18 protein-coding genes are annotated in these 21,360 nt (G+C 59.6%); 9 read left to right on the forward strand and 9 right to left on the reverse strand.

The genetic code is table 11. The features are described 5' to 3' along the window. Positions 1-3 precede the first annotated feature (3 nt). The 5 genes from ATY80_RS25700 to ATY80_RS25720 all read left to right on the forward strand — a co-directional run bounded on the left by ATY80_RS25700 (position 4) and on the right by ATY80_RS25720 (position 7,351). Positions 4-798 carry a glycoside hydrolase family 16 protein gene (locus ATY80_RS25700; protein ID WP_088695109.1) on the forward strand — a complete coding sequence of 265 codons (795 nt, stop codon included), beginning with the start codon at positions 4-6 and terminating at the stop codon, positions 796-798. A 1,265-nt stretch (positions 799-2,063) separates the two neighbouring features. Beyond that, positions 2,064-3,062: a glycosyltransferase family 2 protein gene (locus ATY80_RS29135; protein WP_189637275.1), complete on the forward strand. Its 999-nt coding sequence runs from the start codon at positions 2,064-2,066 to the stop codon at positions 3,060-3,062. Further along, a complete protein-coding gene (locus ATY80_RS25710; RefSeq protein ID WP_088695111.1) occupies positions 3,059-3,985 on the forward strand; it encodes a glycosyltransferase family 2 protein in 927 nt (308 codons plus the stop codon). Before ATY80_RS29135 ends, ATY80_RS25710 begins: the two co-directional genes overlap by 4 nt. Then, positions 3,982-4,989 carry a glycosyltransferase family 2 protein gene (locus tag ATY80_RS25715; RefSeq protein ID WP_088695112.1) on the forward strand — a complete coding sequence of 336 codons (1,008 nt, stop codon included), beginning with the start codon at positions 3,982-3,984 and terminating at the stop codon, positions 4,987-4,989. The genes ATY80_RS25710 and ATY80_RS25715 overlap by 4 nt, the downstream gene beginning before the upstream one ends. A 4-nt stretch (positions 4,990-4,993) precedes the next feature. Beyond that, the gene (locus ATY80_RS25720; protein WP_088695113.1) at positions 4,994-7,351 is read left to right on the forward strand and encodes a polysaccharide biosynthesis tyrosine autokinase; all 2,358 of its coding nucleotides are present in this window, start codon (positions 4,994-4,996) and stop codon (positions 7,349-7,351) included. On the opposite strand, the gene ATY80_RS25725 is transcribed toward ATY80_RS25720, so the two are convergent. Beyond that, positions 7,352-8,089: a metallophosphoesterase family protein gene (locus tag ATY80_RS25725; protein ID WP_088695114.1), complete on the reverse strand. Its 738-nt coding sequence runs from the start codon at positions 8,087-8,089 to the stop codon at positions 7,352-7,354. It lies immediately after the preceding gene. A 159-nt stretch (positions 8,090-8,248) separates the two neighbouring features. Here ATY80_RS25725 and ATY80_RS25730 point away from each other — a divergent pair, with 159 nt between their 5' ends. Next, positions 8,249-9,349 carry a monooxygenase gene (locus ATY80_RS25730; RefSeq protein ID WP_088695115.1) on the forward strand — a complete coding sequence of 367 codons (1,101 nt, stop codon included), beginning with the start codon at positions 8,249-8,251 and terminating at the stop codon, positions 9,347-9,349. 3 nt (positions 9,350-9,352) lie between these two features. Here ATY80_RS25730 and ATY80_RS25735 read toward each other — a convergent pair whose 3' ends face one another. The 4 genes from ATY80_RS25735 to ATY80_RS25750 all read right to left on the reverse strand — a co-directional run bounded on the left by ATY80_RS25735 (position 9,353) and on the right by ATY80_RS25750 (position 14,137). Then, positions 9,353-9,817, reverse strand: a complete 465-nt coding sequence (locus ATY80_RS25735; protein ID WP_088695116.1) for an Rrf2 family transcriptional regulator — start codon at positions 9,815-9,817, stop codon at positions 9,353-9,355. Positions 9,818-10,004: 187 nt separating this feature from the next. Next, on the reverse strand, positions 10,005-11,207 hold the full coding sequence (locus ATY80_RS25740; protein ID WP_088695117.1) for an adenylate/guanylate cyclase domain-containing protein: 1,203 nt from the start codon (positions 11,205-11,207) through the stop codon (positions 10,005-10,007). A 30-nt stretch (positions 11,208-11,237) separates the two neighbouring features. Next, positions 11,238-12,857: an MDR family MFS transporter gene (locus ATY80_RS25745; protein WP_088695118.1), complete on the reverse strand. Its 1,620-nt coding sequence runs from the start codon at positions 12,855-12,857 to the stop codon at positions 11,238-11,240. A gap of 113 nt (positions 12,858-12,970) precedes the next feature. Then, positions 12,971-14,137, reverse strand: a complete 1,167-nt coding sequence (locus tag ATY80_RS25750; protein ID WP_088695119.1) for an HlyD family secretion protein — start codon at positions 14,135-14,137, stop codon at positions 12,971-12,973. 136 nt (positions 14,138-14,273) lie between these two features. On the opposite strand from ATY80_RS25750, the gene ATY80_RS25755 reads away from it, so the two are divergent. Further along, positions 14,274-15,176: a LysR family transcriptional regulator gene (locus ATY80_RS25755; protein WP_088695120.1), complete on the forward strand. Its 903-nt coding sequence runs from the start codon at positions 14,274-14,276 to the stop codon at positions 15,174-15,176. 9 nt (positions 15,177-15,185) lie between these two features. Here the strand turns inward: ATY80_RS25755 and ATY80_RS25760 are convergent, their stop codons facing one another. The 3 genes from ATY80_RS25760 to ATY80_RS25770 form a co-directional block, all read right to left on the reverse strand. After that, on the reverse strand, positions 15,186-15,443 hold the full coding sequence (locus tag ATY80_RS25760) for a hypothetical protein (RefSeq protein WP_088695121.1): 258 nt from the start codon (positions 15,441-15,443) through the stop codon (positions 15,186-15,188). A 52-nt stretch (positions 15,444-15,495) separates the two neighbouring features. Next, entirely contained in the window at positions 15,496-15,633 is a 138-nt protein-coding gene (locus ATY80_RS29850) for a hypothetical protein (RefSeq protein WP_245306932.1), read from the reverse strand. A gap of 151 nt (positions 15,634-15,784) precedes the next feature. Further along, a complete protein-coding gene (locus ATY80_RS25770; RefSeq protein ID WP_088695123.1) occupies positions 15,785-17,836 on the reverse strand; it encodes an NAD(+) synthase in 2,052 nt (683 codons plus the stop codon). A 277-nt stretch (positions 17,837-18,113) separates the two neighbouring features. On the opposite strand from ATY80_RS25770, the gene ATY80_RS25775 reads away from it, so the two are divergent. Both ATY80_RS25775 and ATY80_RS25780 read left to right on the forward strand, forming a co-directional pair. Further along, complete coding sequence (locus tag ATY80_RS25775) at positions 18,114-19,184, forward strand: NAD/NADP transhydrogenase subunit alpha (protein ID WP_088695124.1); 1,071 nt, start codon at positions 18,114-18,116, stop codon at positions 19,182-19,184. A 363-nt stretch (positions 19,185-19,547) separates the two neighbouring features. Next, positions 19,548-20,588 carry a porin gene (locus tag ATY80_RS25780; RefSeq protein ID WP_088695125.1) on the forward strand — a complete coding sequence of 347 codons (1,041 nt, stop codon included), beginning with the start codon at positions 19,548-19,550 and terminating at the stop codon, positions 20,586-20,588. A gap of 163 nt (positions 20,589-20,751) precedes the next feature. Here ATY80_RS25780 and ATY80_RS25785 read toward each other — a convergent pair whose 3' ends face one another. Continuing rightward, the gene (locus ATY80_RS25785; RefSeq protein WP_088695126.1) at positions 20,752-21,246 is read right to left on the reverse strand and encodes an Rrf2 family transcriptional regulator; all 495 of its coding nucleotides are present in this window, start codon (positions 21,244-21,246) and stop codon (positions 20,752-20,754) included. Positions 21,247-21,360 lie beyond the last annotated feature (114 nt).

The raw sequence follows: 21,360 nt of genomic DNA on the forward strand, positions 1-21,360 counted from the left end.
CACATGACGACCCAAATCGCCCATGCGCGAAAACTTTGCCTCAGCCTTCTGACCATCACGGCAGCCTGCGTTTCAGCGCTGCCGGCTTTGGCACAACAGGCATCCGGAACGTCCTTTGTCGATGACTTCGACAAGATCAATCGTGGCTTCTGGTACGTTTCGGACGGCTGGAACAACGGCGCCCACCAGAACTGCACCTGGTCGAAGAACAACGCTAAGGTCGAGAACGGCGCCCTGCAGCTCTCGTTCGCGGACGGAAAGTCCAAGGACCGGAACTATCTGTGTGGCGAGATCCAGACGACCAAGCGTTACGGCTATGGCACCTATGAAGCTCGTATCAAGGCCGGCACTGGCTCTGGTCTCAATTCCGCGTTCTTCACCTACATCGGCCCCGCCGACAAGCAGAAGCACGATGAGATCGACTTCGAAGTGCTGGGCAAGAACACCGGCGAGGTGCAGGTGAACCAGTATGTGCAGGCCAAGGGCGGCAACGAGAAGCTCGTTCCGGTTGGCAGTAAAGCCGATGAGGGCTTCAATGACTATGCCTTCATCTGGGAAAAGGATCGCCTGCGCTACTACCTGAACGGCAAGCTTGTTCAGGACGTTACTGATCCCTCGAAGATACCGTCCACCCCGCAGAAGATCTTCTTCAGCCTATGGGGTTCGGACACGCTTTCGAACTGGATGGGTCGTTTCGACTACACGAAGCCGGCCGTTCTCAGCGTCGATCGCGTGGCTTTCACCGCGCTCGGCGACAAGTGCCAGTTCCCTAAATCGATCGCATGCACGCTCAACTGACCAGCGTCCCGCAGGCACTCAGCCCCGCAGAGGCCGACACACAAAAAGGAACGTCGATGCTCAAAGTGCTCTACCTCGTGCATGATCTGTCAGACCCCGCCGTACGGCGGCGGGTGCTGATGCTGCGCGAGGGAGGTGCCGAAGTCGTGCTCGCCGGTTTCCGCCGTGGAGAGAACCGGCTTGCCGAAATGCATGGCGTCACGCCGATCGAACTCGGGCGCACGGCCGATGCGAAGTTTGCGCAGCGCATGAGTGCTGTCGCAAAGGCGATAGCGGGCCTCAAGGCGCTGTTGAGGAACGTGGAGAAGCCCGATCTCATCATCGGACGCAATCTGGAAGCGCTGGCCGTCGCGCACAAAGCCAACACGCTTTTCGGCGGCAGCGTTCCCGTTGTCTACGAATGCCTGGATATCCATCGCCTTCTGCTGCGCGACGACATGATCGGCAAGGCGATCCGCCGTGCCGAGGCGCATTTCGGCAAACATGCAAAGCTGATCCTGACGAGTTCCCCCGCCTTCATAGAGAACTATTTCAATCCTCGATCCGGCGTCAAAGCCGAGACGCTTCTGATTGAAAACAAGGTTATCTCGCTCGAGGAAGCAGCCGTCGGGCCGGCATTCGGCCGCCCCCTGAAGCAACCGGGGGAGTCGTGGAAGATTGGCTGGTTCGGTGCGCTTCGGTGCCGCAAATCGCTCGGCCTGCTCGCCGATTTCTCGCGCCGCATGGAAGGCAGGGTCGAAATCGTTCTGCGCGGTCGCCCCGCCTACTCCGAGTTCGACGATTTCGACGCGTTCGTGCGTGACGAGCCCTATCTCCGTTTCGAAGGCGCCTACCGCAACCCCGAAGATTTGCGGACGATCTATGATGACGTCCACTTCTCATGGGCGATCGACTTTTTCGAGGAAGGCCTCAATTCGAGCTGGCTTCTGCCGAACCGGCTCTATGAGGGCTGCCTGTACGGCGCTGTCCCGATCGCCCTTGGGGGCACCGAGACGGCACGTTTCCTTGAGAGCCGCAACATCGGCCTTGCACTTTCGGAAGCGACCGTTTCGCAGCTCGAACATCTGTTCGAAAGCCTGACCGGCGATCGTTACCGCGCATTGAGCGAGGCCGTCGCCGCCAAGGATCGCAAGACCTGGCTTGCCGACCGCAGCGATTGCTCTGCTCTCGTCGCGAGCCTTTCCCGCCTTGTTCCGGCCACCGCAGAGAGGGGCGGCGCCGGCGCAATTACTCCCACAAGCGTATCTCCAGAAGGGTGGACAACCATGAAGCCTGATGTCGGTGCCAGCGTCTCCAGTCTCATCATCATTCCCTGCCTGAATGAAGAAAAACACATCGAGGCTCTGGTCGCCAAATTGAGCCTCGAACTCGATCACATGAATGCCCGGATCGTCGTCGCCGACGGCGGCAGCAAGGACGCGACACGCGACATCGTCGCCCGCATCAGCGCCGCCGATCCGCGGATCGTGTTGCTGCACAATCCTCGTCGGATCCAGAGCGCAGCAATCAATCTCGCTGTGCAGACCTTTGGCCGAGACTACGATTACCTGATCCGCATCGACGCGCATGGCGACTACCCAGCCGATTACTGCCGTCGCCTTGTGCAGGAAGCCGTGCTGACTCAGGCGGACTCCGTCGTGGTCGCGATGGAAACCGTCGGCTTCGGCGTCTTCCAGAAGGCAACGGCCTTTGCTCAGAACTCCAAGCTCGGGAACGGCGGCTCCAAGCATCGCGAGGGCGCCAAGGGTCATTGGACCAATCACGGCCATCACGCACTGATGCGCATCGCAGCCTTCGATGCCGTCGGCGGCTATGACGAGACCTTCAGCCATAACGAGGACGCGGAACTTGACTACCGCCTGAAGCAGGCAGGCTTCGGCATCTGGATGACCGACAAGACCCGGATGACCTACTATCCGCGCTCGACCATCTCGACGCTGTTTCGCCAGTACCTCGGCTACGGTCGAGGTCGGGCAAAGAACATTCTCAAGCATGGCAGCATGCCTAATCTTCGGCAGATGCTTCCGCTTCTCGTCGTACCGGTCTTTATCGGCGCTTTTCTTGCCGTTCTGAACTGGGCGGCCGTCATCCCATTCAGCCTCTGGGCCGTTGCATGCGTGGGCTATGGCTTCTGGATGGCCATCGGCCACCGGAACCCGTACGGCCCGCTCGCCGCCGTTTCAGCGATGGTGATGCACTTCGCCTGGTCAGCAGGCTTCTGGATGGAGCTTCTGAGCTTCCGCGGCAGAAAGGTCTCCTCATGAGTGATGTGAAACCCATGCGGATCGACATCGGCGTTTGCACGTATCGCCGCGCCTCGCTTGACGAAGCGCTGCTTTCGCTGGCGGTCCTCGCCGTGCCTGATGGCGCAACGCTGCGGATTATTGTGGCGGACAACGACAAGGTGCCGAGTGCGAAGGAACGGATCGATGCGCTTCGCCCGACCATTCCGCATGAAATTACCTATGTGCACTGCCCCGCCTCGAACATCTCGATTGCCCGCAATGCATGTCTGGACAACGCGACCGGTGACTTCCTCGCCTTCATCGACGATGATGAGGACGCCTGCGAAGAATGGCTCGTGGAATTGCTTGCTGTCGCCAGCAAGACCAAGGCGGATGCCGTCCTTGGTCCTGTCCGCAGCGTCTATTCGTCCACGGCGCCGAACTGGATGCGCGAGGGCGACTTCCATTCCACCCTGCCCGTCTGGGTCGGCGGCGAAATCCGCACCGGATACACTTGTAACGTCCTCCTTCGCCTCGACTCGCCCCATGTTGTCGGGCGCCGCTTCAACCTGGCGCTTGGGCGCACCGGTGGCGAGGACACCGAATTTTTCAGCCACATGCATGCCGATGGCGGCGGGATCGCCTTTGCGCCCGAGGCTTATGTTTATGAACCGGTGACCGAAAGCCGCGCTGGCCTATCTTGGCTCGCCAAACGCCGCTTCCGCTTCGGCCAGACACACGGGCGGCTACTCCAGGAAAAGAACACCGGCTTGCAGCGGCTAAAGCAGGTCGGCCTCGCCGGCGCCAAAGCAGTCTTCTGCTATGCCGCGGCGCTTGCCTGCATCTTTTCCCCGATCCCTCGGTATCGCTACGCCCTTCGCGGCCTCATGCATACCGGCGTGGTCAGCGGTCTGCTGGGCGTGCGTGAAATTCGTCAGTATGGAACGGCGGAGGCCGCATGACGCAAACCCAACCCGACGTCAGCTTCATCGTCGCCGCCTATAATGCGGCGGAAACGCTCGCCAAGGCGATCGATAGCGCGCTTGCACAAAGAGGCGTCTCGGTCGAGGTGATCGTCGCTGATGACTGCTCGACGGACGAGACAAGAACCATTGCGGATCGCTACACAGACAGGAACGTCAAGCTGCTGGCCCTCGCCCGCAACGGCGGGCCTGCGGCAGCGCGTAACGCGGCCCTGTCGGCCGCGACAGGCCGTTGGCTTGCCGTTCTCGATTCCGACGATACCGTCGAACCGGACCGGCTGCGGCGTATGATCGAGCGCGCCGAGAAGGCTGACGCTCAGATTGCAGTCGACAATCTCCGTGTCATTCGCGCCGACGGCACTCCGCCGGAGACGATGTTTACCGCACAATCGCTGGCAGAGACGCCCGAGCTAACGCTTCCCCTATTCATACGATCGAATGCCCTGTTTCAGACAACGCATAACTTTGGTTATCTCAAGCCAATCTTTCAGCGCGCCTTCATCGAACAGCATGGACTTCGCTTCAACGAGGCCCTCAAAGTCGGCGAGGACTATCTGTTCCTCGCCTCGGCTATAGCACTTGGTGGACGCTGCGTGATCGAGCCAATCCCCGGCTACGACTATCAGATCCGCGAGGGATCGATTTCTCGCGTTCTCGCCCTTCACCACATCGATGCCATGATCGAAGGCGATAAGGCTTTCCTTCGAGATCACACGCTGGATGCGGAGGCGGCGGCCGCACAGGAGTTTCGCGAACGAAGCCTCCGCCGAGGCCGCGCATTCCTCATCCTCGTACAGAACATCAAAGACCGGTCGATCTCCGGTGCGATCAAGACGGCTTGGAGCAATCCGTCGGCGGTGGCGCATCTCAAGATGCCGATCGCCATTCGGATCCATCGCGCACTCGCGCCGCTTCGCCACTTGGTAAGTCCCCGGACCGACCTGACAGCCATCGATGGCGTGACCCGCTCCCGCAAAGGATAGAGCCATGAACCAACGGAACCTGACCTTGCACAGCACTCTGCCCAAAGCGGCCGACGATTCCGATTCCTTTATCGACATCGATCGCCTGATCGCAATTCTCATCCGCCGCTCCGGATCGATCGCGCTCTGCGTTGCGGCGACCGTGACGCTTGCCGTCGTCTTTCTGCTCTTCGCGACGCCGCAATATACGTCGATGACACAGATCCTCCTCGACGACGACATCGCGAAATATGCGCAGGATCCGACCCCGGCCGCCAGCTCGCAGCAGGTCGACATGCAGATTGCCAGCGCCGTCGAAATCCTGAAATCGAACCAACTTGCGCTTCGCGTGGTTGATGCCGAGAAGCTGCAGGACAATTCTACAATTCTTGACCCTTCACAGTCGCCGGTCGAGCTAATCAAGTCCGGCGTGAAGCTGATCGTCAGCGCCTTGGCGCCTGGCGGTCCGCCGGTAACGGAAGACGATGCGCGAAACGGTCGCCGTCAGAAGGCAGCCGCCTTGCTGCAAGAGGCTGTAGCGGTATCGCGGGTCAATCGCAGCTCCGTTCTCGCAGTTTCCTTCCGCTCGACCGACAAGCAGCTCGCGCAACGGATCACCAAGGCATACGCCACTGCCTACCTCAATGACCAGCTGAACGCCAACTTCGACGCGACGGAAAGCGCCTCGGTGTGGCTGCAGCAGCGCCTCGCGGATCTTCGCGAACGGTCGCAGCAGGCTGCACTCGATGTCGCGAAGTTCAAGGCCGAGAATGGCCTGACGTCCGCCAATGGTGAACTGATGTCGGAACAGCAGCTTGCCGACCTCAACAAGCAGCTGATCGTCGCGCAAGCCGACAGCGCCAGTGCTTCGGCCCGTTACAACCAGTTCAAGTCGATCGTCGACCTCGGCCCCGACAGCGCCGTCAATAACGCGGCAATCTCGTCCGGCCAGACGGACAACACGGTGATCCAGGACCTGCGCACCCGCTATGTCTCGGTGAACAAACGCGAACAGGAGGTCACCACAAACTTCGGCGAGAACCACCCGCAGGCCGTCGCACTGCGCGCCGAAAAGCAGGACCTGACCCGGCAGATCTATCAGGAACTGCAGCAACTCACCTCCAGCTACCGCAACGAGTTCGAGGTCGCCCGTTCACGGGAAGCCTCGCTTCGCCAGAACATCGAACACCTGACGGGCAAGAACTCGGAAGCCGACAAGTCGCTCGTCCAGCTCAACGATCTCGAGCAGCGGGCAACGGCCTTGAAGACACTTTACGAATCCTACCTCGGCAAGTACGAAGAGGCCTCGCAGCAGCAGTCCTTCCCCATTGCCAAGGCTCGTGTGATCTCTGAGGCAGGCGTGCCGGTTTCGCCGTCGAGCCCGAAAAAAACCATGACGCTCGGCCTTGCCATCGTCCTCGGCCTGATGGCCGGCGGTGCGCTCACGGCATTCCAGGAATTCCGCGAACGTTTCTTCCGCGTCGAGGGCGATGTCAGGACGATCCTTGGACTCAAATTCCTCGGCTACTTGCCGCTAATCGGCAAGCCACCCCGGGAGAGCAAGATCTTCCGGCCCCGCGCCAATCCTCCGGTTGACCCGGCGGAAGCGGCTGCCGATTCCGGCGCAACTTTCGAACGCATCATGCGTGTTGTGCTGGAAGCGCCGCGGTCGGTCTTTGCCGAAACCCTGCGCAATGCGAAGCTTGCGAGCGACGTCATGTTCCAGGGCAAATCGGACCGCGTCATCGGTGTCGTTTCCGCGATGCCAGGAGAAGGCAAGTCGACCACTGCTGCCAATTTCGCGGCGCTTCTCGCCTCCAGCGGCAAGCGTACGCTGCTCATCGACGCCGATCTTCGCAACCCCGGCCTGACGCGCATGCTGAGAACCCCTCCGCAGCAGGGTCTCGTCGAGGCCGTTCTTGGTGAAGTTCCGTGGGCGAGCGCCGTCAAGGTCGATCCGCTGACGAAGCTGGCAATCCTGCCGGTTCTACCAAACGATCATCTCATGCACACGAGCGAACTGCTGGCTTCGCAGGGCATGTTCAATCTGATGGAAAATGCGCGCAAGATGTTCGACTACATCGTTGTCGACCTCGCGCCGCTCGGCCCGGTCATCGACGCCAAGGCATTCGCCCCGCAGGTCGACGGCTTCCTGTTCGTGACCGAATGGGGCTCGACACCAACGAGCGTCGTGCGTGACCTTCTAAACGCCGAGCCGCAGATCAAGTCCAAGATCCTAGGTGTGATCCTCAACAAGACCGACATGACCGAACTCGGCAAGTTCACCAACTTCGGCGGCACCGAACGCTACCGCCACAAATATGTGAGCTACTACACCGAAGAGACGTCGAAGAAGCGGGAGCCAGCGGAAGCCGGCGCTTGATCAGGTCTGGAATAGATGCACCCGCCCCTTCCATAGCCTGGCAACGGTGAGTTTGCCGCTGTGGAAGGCGCCGGTATCGAGATTGAGCCTCATTGGCAGAACCTCCGGCTCCTCATTCGGCGTGTGGCCGTGAACGATCACCTTCGGTAGCGGCTGACGGCTTTCAAAAAAGCGATGACGGATGAAAACGAGGTCGTCGTCGCTTTGCGCATCGATCGGCAGCATTGGATCGATGCCCGCGTGCACGAATAGCACATTCGGTGTATCAACGAAGATCGGCAGGGAACGCAGAAAATCCACGTGCGGCTTCGGAATCGACTGCTTGACGAAGCTATCGAGCTTGGCGGCGCTCGAAAAAACCAGCGGTAGCTGCTCCGGGTCGAGCCCGTAGGAGCGCAGAAGCGCATCCGACCCCATTCGCATCCAATCCGAGAAGGAAACCAGACCATCAAGATAGTCGAGCATCGTGGTCTCATGGTTCCCGGTCAGGCAGATACGGTCGAAATTCTCGGGCGGAAGCCCCATCAGGTGCGAGATCACCTGTGCCGATGACGGCCCGCGATCAATGTAGTCGCCGAGCGTGATGATCAACTTGCGCCCCGGGATCGCGGCGGCATCGTCGATGATCGCCTGCTCTGCCTTCTGCAGCAGGTCGAGTCTGCCGTGAATGTCGCCGATGGCATAGATCGGAATATCGCCAGGATCCAGTTTCAGCCGCTCACGGACCGTCGAAGGCATGTTGAACCTCTCATTGCAGGCATCGAAGCATCACAGTGATTCGCATTGGCGCAATCAAACGACAATAAAATTCAATCGCTCGTGCATTCGTAGAAAAACGCGCCTTATCATTGCACCTGCAATCCATCAATCCTAGAGGCGCAACTGATGGGAGGAGTGATGGCGACCGTATCGCGGTTTCATGACCGGACAAGACCCACCGCGCACCGTATAGAAAGCGAGGAAGAGGCGATAGCGACCGCACGCCGTCTTGCCGCGAACTTCGCGCTGCAGGCCAGCGAGCGAGATATCAATCGGGTCTTTCCTCGCGCGGAACTCGACGCCCTTTTTCAGTCGGGACTGACAGCCGTCACAGTTCCCCCTGAGAACGAGGGGCTGGATGTCGCCAACGCACTTCTCGGCGAGATCGTCGCCATCATCGCTGAAGGCGATTCTTCGATTGCCGAGTGCCTTGAGCATCATTTCACCGTACTCGAACAGTTCCGGAACGACCCGAGCGAAGAGCGAAGAGACTTGCTCTTCGCTCGTGCGCTCGCCGGCGATCACTTCACGGCGACAGCCTTCGACACCGCGGGCGCAGCCAGTCCGCTCGGTGTCGCCTATGAACTGAAGGGGCGGAGCTTGAGGTCCCCCGGCCTGCTTTTCGCCGATTGGATCGTGGCCGACGCAATCGATGCCGAGGGCGAGCAGGTTCGCTTCTATCTTGCCCGCGAGAGCGAAGGCCTGCAAATCATCGATGACTGGGATGGTTTCGGACAGAGGACGAATGGTGCCGGGACAGCGGTCGCCCAGGGCGTCACCGGCGACGCGAAAGCTGCAACGGACGATGGGCCGCGCCGTCACACGACGGCTTCGGCCCTGGCTGCCCTTCTCCATGCGGGCACAGACCTCGGCATTGCCCGGGCCGCTCTCGCCAATCTTCGGGAGTTGCCGCGCTCAGCCGATATCGGCAAGCTTGCCTTCTCCGTGCAAGCGGCTGCCGCGCTCGTGGAAAGTGCCGGCGGCAAGCTCGATTTTTCTCAGGTCGGGCCGTCTGCCACCACGATCGATGCCGCGTTCTTCTCTGCTTCCACCGCCAAGGTCACCGCAAGCCGGACCGCCCTTGATGTCGCCAACGCACTGTTCGAGCTGTCGGGCAACGGCGCGACAAGCATCGGCCGGAATCTCGATCGATATTGGAGAAATGCACGCATTCGTGCGAACGATGCGGCCGCTGACGAGCTGTACCGGGCGGCCGCAACGCACTATTTCGGCGGCTGACCTTTAGTTGGCGACCGAGAGAGCCGCTTCTTCGTCGGCATCGTCCAGTTTGTTGCCGGATGCGACGAATTGCTCGAGCGTCATGTTGTCGAGAATGTCGGCGATCGCGTCCCGGACCTCAGTCATGGAGCGCCGCACCTGACAGGTCTCGGGATCCGAACAGTCGTCACAGGCTTCGAAGGCCGTACGGCTGGCACAGCGGATAGGCGCTAAAGGACCATCAAGCGTACGGATGACATGGCCGATGCGAATTTCAGATGCCGGACGCGACAATGAATAACCGCCGCCCGGGCCTTTCTTCGAACGAAGAATGCCGACATTTCGCAATTCCAAGAGAATTGTATCAAGGAACTTCTTTGGAATGTTGTTGCGCGAAGCAACGTCGTTAATGAAGGCCGTTTCCCCCGGTGCAAGCCGCGCCAAGTCGACCAGTGCCTTCAAACCATACTTTCCTTTTTTCGTCAGCATTTCTTGTTGCCCTACGCCCCCGTACTCTCCATCCCATTATTCAGCAAATAACGCCAAAACCGTGAACACACAACAAATAGCTATTATTTATATAGTTTATATTCGCCTTCCACTTTCCCGTAGACATATCGGCGCTTGCGCCCGACTTCATGGCGCGATGGTCCTTTCGAGCAATCGTTGAAAAGGCTCACGATTCCGGCAAGCAGAAGAGCTCTACGTTCTCCGAGAACCCCTTAAACGCGTGCCGCCCGGCCGAAACGGCTTCGGCGCGCGCCTCTTTCCGAAATCTGCCTGACATCAAGAGCGGGACGCGCAAGTCTCCGCATGCCGTCTGGATGCGGCTGAGGAGGTTCACATCGGGGCCGATCAAGGTGAAGTCGAGGCGACGGCCGGAGCCGATATTGCCGTAGCTGACTTCGCCATGGTGCAGGGCAATGCCGACATTGAGAGCAAAATCCTCGAACTCGAACCGATCAATCTCACGCAAAATGCCCTTGGCGGCTATCAACGCCGAAGCGCTGCTGCGGGCCGGATCATATCCAGGAAAGAACGCGAGGACGGCATCACCCATGAATTTCAAAACTTCGCCGCCTTCCCGCGTGATGGCGGGAATGACCTTGTCGAAATAAGCGTTGAGCAGCTCGAGCACGCTGTTGCTTGGCAGCCTGTTCGAGATCTCCGTGAAACCACGCAGATCGCAAAGCAAAAGAGCCGCCTCGATGGATTCGATCTCACCTTGCCGGACTCGCCCGGCAAGGATGCGCTGCGCTGTCAGCGGACCGATATAAGTATCGAGCAGGCTGAGTTCGACTTGCCGCATCACCCGCAATTCGCAGGTGTTGCGCAACGCTGGTAGGATCCGCTCGAGAACCTGAATTTCGGCAGGCGTAAAGCCGCCCGGTCGCCGTGTGCCGAAGGCCGCCGCACTCACCGGCCCGTCGGCATTGCAAAGAGGCGCGATCATCAATTGCACGAGCCCACGGCCAGCAAAGATATCAATATCCTGCCAGCGCCCATGCATACTCTCGCCCAGCCCGACGACGAGCGACTCGCGGCTGTCCATCACCTTGCGCAACGGACTGCTGGCAAACGTCTGGCGCGCGCTATGTTCGCGATCGTGGATCTCGACCGGGTCGCCGGGAGCCCAGGCGAGTGTGCGGCCGATCAGTTCCGGATGAAGCGTCATGAGATGAAGCGTCAAGCGATCGATCGGCAGTCCTAATAGCAGCAGGCGGCGGCCGAGGGTGGAGAGCAGGCCGGGCTCATCGAGCGCATGGCATTCATCGCCGGAGAGCCACTCGATCAGCGACAACAGTGAGTTTGTACTGGCTGCTACGCGATCCGTCTTTGAAGGGCGCGTCTCGGTTTCGATTTGGAGGAGGCGGTTCATGGCGTTTCTCCCTGATCGCGGAGTGAGGCGCTAGTGAGCGTCGCCCCCGGACAGATGACCTGGCTTCTTCAGCCGCAACGTTGCGAGCAGTGCGACGAGCAATGCGGCACCGAGCACGAAGAACGTGTCGCTGAAGGCCATGATGTTGGCCTGCTTGCGCAGCTTGAACGCGATGGCAACGACGGCCTTGTGGGTGGCAACGGCCTGATCGCTGACACCGTGGCTCATGAAGTAGGCGGTCAGCTTTGCGACACGATCCCGAGTGGCTTCCTCAAACACCGAGACCGAATTCGTCAGGATGTTGGAATGGAATTGCTCGCGCTTGGTCAGAAAGGTCTGCAGGCTTGCGATGCCGACGGCGCCCCCGAGATTTCGCATCATGTTGAACAGCGCGGATGCAGAGCCTGCATTCTCCTGCTCGATGCCTGCCGTTGCGACGGCCGAGAGCGGCGCAAAAACAAGCGCCTGCCCAACGGCGCGGATGACGTTCGGCCAGAAGAGCTGGTCGCTCGCATAGTCGGCGGTCATGTAGACATTCATGAAGTTCGAAGCGGCAAACAGCGCAAAACCGACGGCGATCAGCAAACGAACGTCAAAGCGCTTCATCAGACGGGGCACCAGCGGGATCAACAACAGCTGTGGAATGCCCGTCCAGGCGAGGACCATACCGATTTGCTCGGAGTTGTATCCCTGGATGCGCGACAGATAGATCGGAAGAACGAAGGCAGAGCCATAAAGGGCGATCCCGAGCAGGACATTCGCCACAATGCCAAAGCCGAAATTGCGACGGGCGAGAAGCCTGAGGTTTAGCAGCGGATGAGCCGTCTTCAGCTCGATAATGAGAAACAAAGTCAACGAGACGACGGCGATGATCGACAGTCGGATGATGAAATCCGATCCGAACCAATCCTCTTTGTTTCCTTCCTCCAACACCGTCTGTAGGGCGGCAAGGCCGATTGCCATGGTGATGATACCCGGCCAATCGCCCTTTGCGAGCAAACCGAGTTTCATCGGAGCGCGATCGAGCGACGCCCAGAGCATTCCCACCATCAGCAAACCGGGAACCAGATTGACGTAGAAGATGAACTCCCAGCCGTAGTTCTCCGTCAGATATCCGCCGATGGTGGGCCCGATGGCGGGAGCAAAGGTCGCCGAAAGGGCAAAGAGCGCCAGACCGATCGGCTGCTTGGGCTTTGGCAGCAGCGTGATGATAATGGTGAAGGCCATGGGGATCAGCACACCGCCGGCGAAGCCCTGAACGGCGCGCAGCACGATCATCTGCTGAAGGTTCGCCGCGAAAGCACAGGCGACGGAAAATAGCAGGAACAAAATGGCGTTGGTCAGGAGATACTTGCGGACGGAAAAGACCTGAGCAAGCCAGCCGCTGAGAGGGATGACCACGATCTCCGCAATCAGGTAGGACGTCGAAATCCAGCCGCCGTCGTCCTCACCCGCGCCGATCGCACCCTGGATGTCCGCGAGCGAAGCGTTGACGATCTGGATATTGAGGACGGCCATGAACGCGCCGAGCGTCGAACCGACGACTGCGCTCCACATTCGAAAGGCGCTCATCGCGGCTGCAGGCTCCGGAGCCGCGGCGTCCACAGGACGCCGACTCGAATTGTTGGCGACAATCTGAAGTGTAGCCATGACGTCTCTCCTTCCGGCTATGCGGAAACAATCTCATGACGAGGTTCGGCTGATAATTCGGGAAAGGAGGGAAGGATCATCCAGTCAGACTGGATAATCCTTCCCGGGACCACCTATCTGACGGCCGCTTTGGTATCGATTTCCGGCTCGACGGACATTCCGGCGCGAAGCAAACCGCTCACTTTCTCGTCGTCGATGACGATCTTCACCGGGATGCGCTGGACGATCTTGGTGAAGTTGCCGGTTGCATTGTCGGGAGGCAGCAGCGAGAACTCTAGCCCGCTCGCGGGCGAAATGCTGTCGACATGGCCCTTGATTTCCACGTCGGGGAAACTGTCCACCTTGACCTCGACAGGCTGCCCGGCGCGGACATGGGTGAGTTGTGTTTCCTTGAAGTTAGCGACGACGTAGACGGAATGCAGCGGCACAACTGCCATCAACTGCGTCCCCGAGGTTACGAACTGTCCGACTCGAATGGTGCGGGCGCCGACGGTGCCGTCGACCGGAGCGATGATCTTTGTGTAGGAAAGGTTGAGCTCAGCCTGATGCTGGGCGGCGGCGGCGCGCTCACGCTGCGCGACAGCCTGCTCGCGCTGTGTCTGAAGAACGGGCACCTTCTTTTCCGCGGCAACCAGCGTGGCCCGATCCCGTTCAAGTGCCGCCTGCGCCTGATCGCGAAGTGATTGGCTCTGTTCCGCCCGCGACTGCGTGCCGGCACCGTTGGTGATCAACCGCTGCGAACGGGCCGCATCGGAACGGGCAAAATCCAGCGTCGCCAGTGACGCATCGATCGTCGCCCTCGCCTGGCCGATGATCGACTGCTGCAGCTCGATCTGAGCATCGAGATTGGTGATGGCAGCGGTGGCTGCCTTTACGTCGGCTTTGGCCTGGGACAATGCTGCCTGATGGTCGCGATCATCGATCTTGGCAAGCACCTGCCCAGCCTTGACCGCATCGTTGTCGCCGATAAGGACTTCGGCGACGTAACCCGAAACCTTCGGCGCAACCGTCGTATAGTCGGCCTTCACATAGGCATCGTCGGTAGATTCGATGAAGCGGCCAACCGTCCAATAGTGATGGCCATAGTCGGCCGCAAAGGCGGCACCGGCAAGAAGCGCAGCAGCAATGATCGTTCGCTTGACGATTTTGCGGCTGTTCTTGCCGCTGGCTTCGACGGCAGGTGCGACATCCGCAGCCGGTGCGACCGGGGCTTCGGCGACCTTTGCGACCTCGGGGTCGCCGGCGACCTCGAAGGCTTCCTTGCGGGGTAATTCGACCATTGTCCTTCTCCTGTGACTTGCCTCGCCATGCGAGGTCAAATTCGATGAGATGGACAATGCGCCGTCAGGTCTATTCTGATAATCTGCTTAGATCGGGAAGGATCATCAACTCAGAGCGGATAATCGGAGAACCCCAATGGACCGGCTGACGAGCCTTACAGTCTTTGGCCGCGTCGTGGAGTGTGGCGGCTTTTCAGCAGCCGCACGCCGTCTCAACATGTCGGTGACGATGGTTGGCAACCACGTGCAGTCCCTCGAGGACAGGCTCGGAGTCAGACTGCTCAACCGCACGACGCGCAAGGTCAGCCTTACGGAAACCGGCAAATACTACTACGAACGCTCCGCTCAGATCCTGGCTGACCTCGAGGAAGCCGACGGCATCGCCGGAGCGATGAGTTCGACACCGCGCGGCACGCTCAAGGTCTATACCAGCGCCGCTATCGTTCGCTTTCTGCTGCCCGTTGTCAGCGAATTTCTTGAGCTTTACCCTTCGGTCGCCCTCGACCTGAGCGTGGGGGAACGGATGATCGATATGATCGAGGAAGGGTGTGACCTCGTGATCCGCACCGTGCCGCCGCCAGATTCAAGCCTTATCGTCAGAAAGCTGACGCCGTGGAGGCACATCCTCGTATGTTCGCCAAACTATCTTGAGAACCATCCCATGCCGCGGGTGCCAGAGGATTTGACCAACCACAACTGCCTGCAGTATGCCTACTACCCCTACGGAGACGAGTGGCGCTTCGAAGGTTCAGATGGTGCGCAGGTGAGCGTAAAGATCGGCGGCAACATCGTATCCAATAGCGCCGAGACCCTACGGCACCTCACAACGACCGGTCAGGGCGTCTTCCTGGCACCGAGTTTCGTTGTGTTCGACGATGTTGCCTCGGGAAGTTTCGTTCGAATGATGACTGATTATCGTGCCGTCGAGTTCAGCATCAACGCCATCTACCCAAACCGCAATCACCTGCCCACGAAAGTTCGCCTGTTCATCGATCTGCTCGCGGAGCGCTTCGCGGAGCATCGAAAATGGATGACGTAAGGCCCTCGGTCAGTTCGTGTTTTGCGTCGGCGGTGGCGCGACGTTAGGGCTGTTGGCTCCGGCCGGCACTCTTGGTGCGGGGCTTGTGCCGCCGCTTGTCCAAACACTGAACGCCAAAACGACCATCGCCACCACGAAGGCGACGGCACCCAGCAACGCCCAGATGGAGAGACTGCGCCCTTCTCTGGACAGGGCCTCTTCCTGCGCTTCGTAGGCAGTGTGCCGATCGGTCGAGTGATCGTCCGGCCTGTTGTCATTGGCTGTCATCGTTGCACCTCCGGCAACGAAACGCAGCCGGTGTTCGGCAAGTTCCAGGAGATCAGATCAGAGGATCGCGGCCCTGGGCCACGCTGAGGTTCAGTTCGCGAGCGATGTCCTCTGCATCCCTTTTGCTGAGGCCGACGAAATCCCTACCGTCCGAAGCCGCCGGCAGGGACGTCAAGGTATCGATGATCACCCACCTTCCACGTAGGTCCTGACGAATCTCGTAGCGGGGGAGATCTGGGAGAACTTCAGGTGGACAAGGTTCATCCGTCACGCTTCACAGCTCCCTCAGTGTTCTCCTGGATCTTATCTGCAGCGATGCCTCTCTTTTGCAAGGCTTTGGCTTAACCCTTTACATCAGGAACATTGGCTTTCAATTCCTTCAGCCATATCCGTGCGTTACCGTCGGACGGCGCACGCCAATCGCCGCGCGGAGACAGCGAACCGCCCGACGTCACTTTCGGGCCATTCGGCGATGCCGACCGCTTGAACTGGCTGATCGTGAAGAACCGGAACAAGAAAACCTCCATCCAGTGCTTGATCATAGGCAGATCGAAGCCGCGGCGCTTGTCGGCTGGGAAGTGCGGCGGCCAGACGCCTGCCTCGGTATCCCGCCAGGCATTGTAGGCAAGGAAGGCGATTTTCGAGGGGCGAAGGCCGAAACGCGTCGTGTAGAAGAGAGCGAAGTCGTGTAGATCATATGGCCCGATCTTATCCTCCGTGCTCTGCATGACGCCGTTCTCATCAGCCGGAACCAGTTCGGGCGAAATGAGCGTGCCAAGAACACTCTCCAGGGTCTCATTTGCCTCCGCGTTGAAATCCCCGGAGCGGATCACCCAACGGATCAGATGCTGGATCAGGGTCTTCGGCACCGACGCATTGACGTTGTAGTGGCTCATCTGGTCGCCAACGCCGTAGGTCGACCAGCCGAGGCCGATTTCCGACAGGTCTCCGGTTCCGAGCACCAGCGCATTCCGCTGATTTGCAGCACGGAACAAGAAGTCGGTGCGTAGGCCAGCCTGGACGTTTTCGAAGGTCGTATCGTAGACCGGCTTGCCGCCCGCGAATGGATGCTTCAGGTCCTTCAACAATTGCAGCGCCAGCGGCCTGATGTCCACTTCCTCGGCGGTGACGCCCATGCTCCGCATCAGCGCCCAGGCGTTCGTCTTGGTGGCATCGCCCGTTGCAAATCCCGGCATGGTGAAGCCGAGAATGTCCGACCGCGGCCAGCCCAGCTGGTCGAAGGCGCGTGCCGCGACGAGTAGTGCATGGGTGGAATCGAGCCCGCCCGAAATGCCAATGCAAAGCCGCTTGATGCCGGTCGAGCGCAGCCGCTTCATCAGCCCCTGCACCTGTATGTTGAACGTTTCGTAGCAATCCTGATCGAGCCGGCTTTCATCAGCCGGCACGAAGGGGAAGCGTGCAACATTGCGCTTCAAGCCTATGTCACCCTTCGGCTTCTTGAACGGGAACCCGACCCGCCGGAATTCGTGTTCGGCGGTGAGATTGAGCGTGGTCGCATCGTTGAACGTGCCGGTTCGCAAGCGCTCGAGCCGCAGCCGTTCAACATCAATATCCGCCACGCACATCTGCGATGTCGTCGGAAAGCGATCGGTTTCGGCAAGCATGCTGCCAAGCTCGTAAATGCAAGCCTGACCATCCCAGGCGAGATCCGTCGTCGATTCGCCGGGGCCTGCGGCAGAATAGACGTACGCGGATAGGCTGCGTGCCGACTGCGCCGAGCAGAGAAGCTTGCGGGTATCCGCCTTCCCGACCGTTATGTTGCTCGCCGAAAGGTTGGCGAGGATCAACGCGCCCGCCAACGCCCCGAAATCGCTTGGCGGCGCCGGAGCCCAGAGATCCTCGCAGATCTCGATATGGAAGACGAAATCGTCCATATCCTCAGCCGCGAAGATGAGGTCCGTACCGAAAGGCACGCTCTCGCCGGCGACCCGAATACTTTCGCCACGGACGCTGCGTCCAGAGGCAAACCAGCGCTTCTCGTAAAACTCGCGATAGTTTGGGAGGTGCATCTTCGGAACGACGCCGAGAACACGCCCCGCGTGAATGGCGACAGCGCAATTGTAGAGCCGCCCGCCGCTCTGCAGCGGCGCGCCGATAAGAAGTACCGGCGTGAGCTCGCGACTTGCCCGGACAATCTCGGAAATCGCAGCATCCACGCCCTTGAGAAGCGTGTCCTGCCCCAGCAGGTCATCGATCGAGTAGCTGGAGATCCCGAGTTCGGGGAACACCATGAGGCCAACGCCCTCGGCATGTCCTTGTCGCGCCAGCTCCAGCGTCGCCTGCGCATTGAAATCGGGATCGCCGATCTCGCAAGTCGGCGTGCAGGCCGCGACGCGGACAAAACCTTGATCATAAACCGAATAGAAATTCACCAATGCCTCCAGCAGCCACGCGTCTTATGCCTGACCATTACATCCAAAAGCCGCCAGGCAAAACCTGATCTCACACTGCCAGCGACCTTATTCGACATCACTCATGCAAGCTACGACCAGTATCCTTTAAAATGAAAGACTTATCACCAGTTGTGACGATGCGAAAATTCACAAAGCAGCCCAAAATAAAATTACGAAACTGTCATAAAACTATGGAAGAGACGGCCTATATCGCTCGCGCGCCGCATTTCGATTTACCCCTTTTCCAGAGCGATGAATGTCCAACCTTGTCCGCGTCCGTGCCGGGCTTCTTCGGGAAACACATCCCGGTGAGCGTCGGGTTGCGTTGACGCCGGAGGATGTGCGGCGCCTTTCCGGCCGAATGTCGATTTGGTTCGAGCGCGGATGCGGCGTCGGCGCAGGCCATGCGGACGACGCCTATATCGCCGCCGGCGCAAAGCCCGTCGAGTTCGCTGACATGGTATCCTCGTCACACATGTTCGTCAGCGTGCGACAGCCGGCAGCCACGCGGGTATTTCCGGCGACCTCAATTCTTATCTTCCTTGGTTCGAATGCACCCCAGGACACCCGTCCTCTCGCTGGACAGCAGCCGCTCCATCTCGACATCGCCCAGCTTTCCGGGATGCAAGGCCTAAAGGGTGCGGATATCTCTTCGAGACAGGCAGCCATCACCGGTCACGCCGCCGTCTTGGAGGCAGCAAGGCAATTCGGCATTTCGCATCCGATGCTAATGGTGGACGGAAGCTTCGTGCGACCGGTCAAAATGGCCGCCTTGGGCAGTGACGCAGCAAGCCTGCAGGCATTGGCGACCGCACGCCGCCTCGGCGCACTGACCCATGGTTTTGGCCTTGGAAAAGATTTGCAAGCGAAGATCGAACGGCTCGGTGCCAAATTTCTCGACACGTCATCGGAGCAAGAGCTGGCGCGGCTTCGCCAAGAGCTTTCCGGTCCCCTGTCGAAGATGCAATTGATCACGACCAGCGTCGTGAATCCCGGTCAAACCGCCCCCGTGCTGATTGACGAGGATATGGTTTCACGGCTCAGCCCGGGAACGGTCATCATCGATCTCGCCGCTGAAAGGGGCGGAAATTGTGCGCTGACCAAGGCCAATGAGACCATCAACATCTTCGGCGTTCGAATCATCGGCTCCACGACGCTTGCAAGCGACGAGGCAGCCGAGGCGAGCCGGCACTTCAGTAGCGGGCTGACAAATTTGCTGGAACACCTGATCGACGGACATGGCACTCTCCGGCTCAATCCCGGCGATTCCGTAACGGCCGCGCTCACGGATAAGGCGCGCATCCAGCGAGGCGTATTTTTACCATGATTCCGGAACGCGACTGAAGAAAGGATGAACGCGACCGCGCGACGAAATACTGCAATGCAACATTGTTATCCGGATAACATGAACTACAAAAACGTGTTGAGTAACAATCGGTTATAGCCTGCGGTAGTAAACGTATTCTTGCGCAGAAAGCGATAGTTGCCTTTGCGCAACACCCAAATTCCGCCTTGCAGCAAAACCCAATTTTGACAGTATCTATGATTGATACATTTGGTCGGAAATGTAATTTGGCGCTGCGGACGTACCGCGTTTCCCGCAAGGGCTTGTACGAAACAATTTGGGGTAGGTAGAGCCGGTTTTCGGCAGTGATGACCTGTGCCCAATCGACAGAAGATTGGACTGACTATGAACATTAAGACGATCCTCATGAGCTCGGCGGCGGCCTTGGCTGCTATCTCGAGCGCACAGGCTGCTGACGCCATCGTTGCTGCCGAGCCGGAGCCGGTTGAATACGTCCGCGTTTGCGACGCTTACGGCAGCGGCTACTTCTACATCCCGGGCACCGAAACCTGCCTGAAGATCAGCGGTTACATCCGTTTCCAGGTCAACGCCGGCCCGAACGCCAGCGCGACCAAGGGCAGCGGCGCCAATGTCGCCAACGACTCTGACTGGGACGCCTACACCCGTGGCCAGGTTCAGTTCACTGCCAAGAGCGACACCGAATACGGCCCGCTCACTGGTGTGATCGTCCTGCAGACCAACGCCGACAACGCTTCCTCACAGGCGGCTCTGCTTGACTCCGCCTACATCGACATCGCTGGCTTCCGCGCCGGTCTGTTCTACAGCTGGTGGGACGATGGTCTCTCGGGCGAAACCGACGACGTCGGCAGCAAGGTTACGCTGCATAACTCGATCCGTTATCAGTATGAGGCGGACAACTTCTACGCTGGCATCAGCGTTGACGAGCTGGAAGACGGCTACTACAGCAGCGGCGAAAATCCGAACAACGTCGGCGTAGCAGTCGCCATCGGCGGCAAGGCTGGCGTATTCACCTACCAGGTCACGGCTGGCTACGACACGGATAACGAAGAAGGCGCTGTTCGCGCCATGGGTACGGTTGCTATCGGCCCGGGCACCCTCGGCCTCGCAGGCGTCTATTCGAGCGGCCCGAACTCCTACTATCAGGCTGCTGAATGGGCAATCGCTGCTGAATACGCGATCAAGGCGACCGACAAGCTGAAGATCACCCCGGCTGTCCAGTACTACGGCAACTACGGCATCACTGCGGGCGACTTCAACGACAACAACGATGCCTGGAAGGTCGGCCTGACGGTTGACTATCAGATCGCCGACAACCTCTACGCCAAGGCAACCGTCAACTACCTCGACCCGGACAACGGCGACGACGTGACGACTGGCTTCTTCCGCCTCCAGCGCGCATTCTAATCAAAAAGCGGCGCCGCGTTTCTGCCTCTCTCTGTGGTTAAAGTCATGGGGAGAGGCAGCGCGGTGCCGCGCTTGAGAGTTTCTGATCAGATTGACCTCCGATCAGTTAGGAGGGGTGGTTCGGGTTCCCTGCCCGGCCGCCCCTTTCGTTTTAAGGATAACGCTACTCGGCGGCGTGGTGGCCACTCACGAAGCTCGCATCCGCCGGCTGCCGGGCGCCGGCCGATTTCTGTGCCTCGAGGCGGCGTAGCTCCGCCACGCTGTCTTCGATGGTCACCGAACCAAGCATGTCGACGACGGCCCGCTCGGCTCGATCGCAAAGAAACTCCGAGAGATCGCCGATATTCTCGCCCACAAGGCCCTCATGTGGGATGTCGTGCCGGGTCGCCCAGATCTTCTTGTCGCCGGTTACGGCAGCATAGATCTGGCTGAGCAATATCTGGTTGCGCGGCCGCGCCAAGCTGATACCACCCTTGCCACCCTGAGCGGTGGCGAGGATGCCGCCTTCATTGAGCGGCAGCAGCAGTTTGCGTACGAAGCTGGCGCTTGTATCGAGCCCTTGCGCAAGTGATTGGCTCGTGGTGCGGAGATTTGCCTCTTCGTTGACAGCCACACTGATGACAATCTGTAAAGCAGTCGAAAAGCGCGTGTCGATCATGCTGAGTTGGGGCCTTACGTCTGAAGCCGGAGATCACAGATATTTACCGCGCAAATCCATTGTCAAGAACGCGTGGTTGAAATCACGGCGACGTGACTGAAACCTCGGGTAAGG

This window comes from Rhizobium sp. R711 (assembly GCF_002211365.1).
Taxonomy (GTDB): domain Bacteria; phylum Pseudomonadota; class Alphaproteobacteria; order Rhizobiales; family Rhizobiaceae; genus Rhizobium.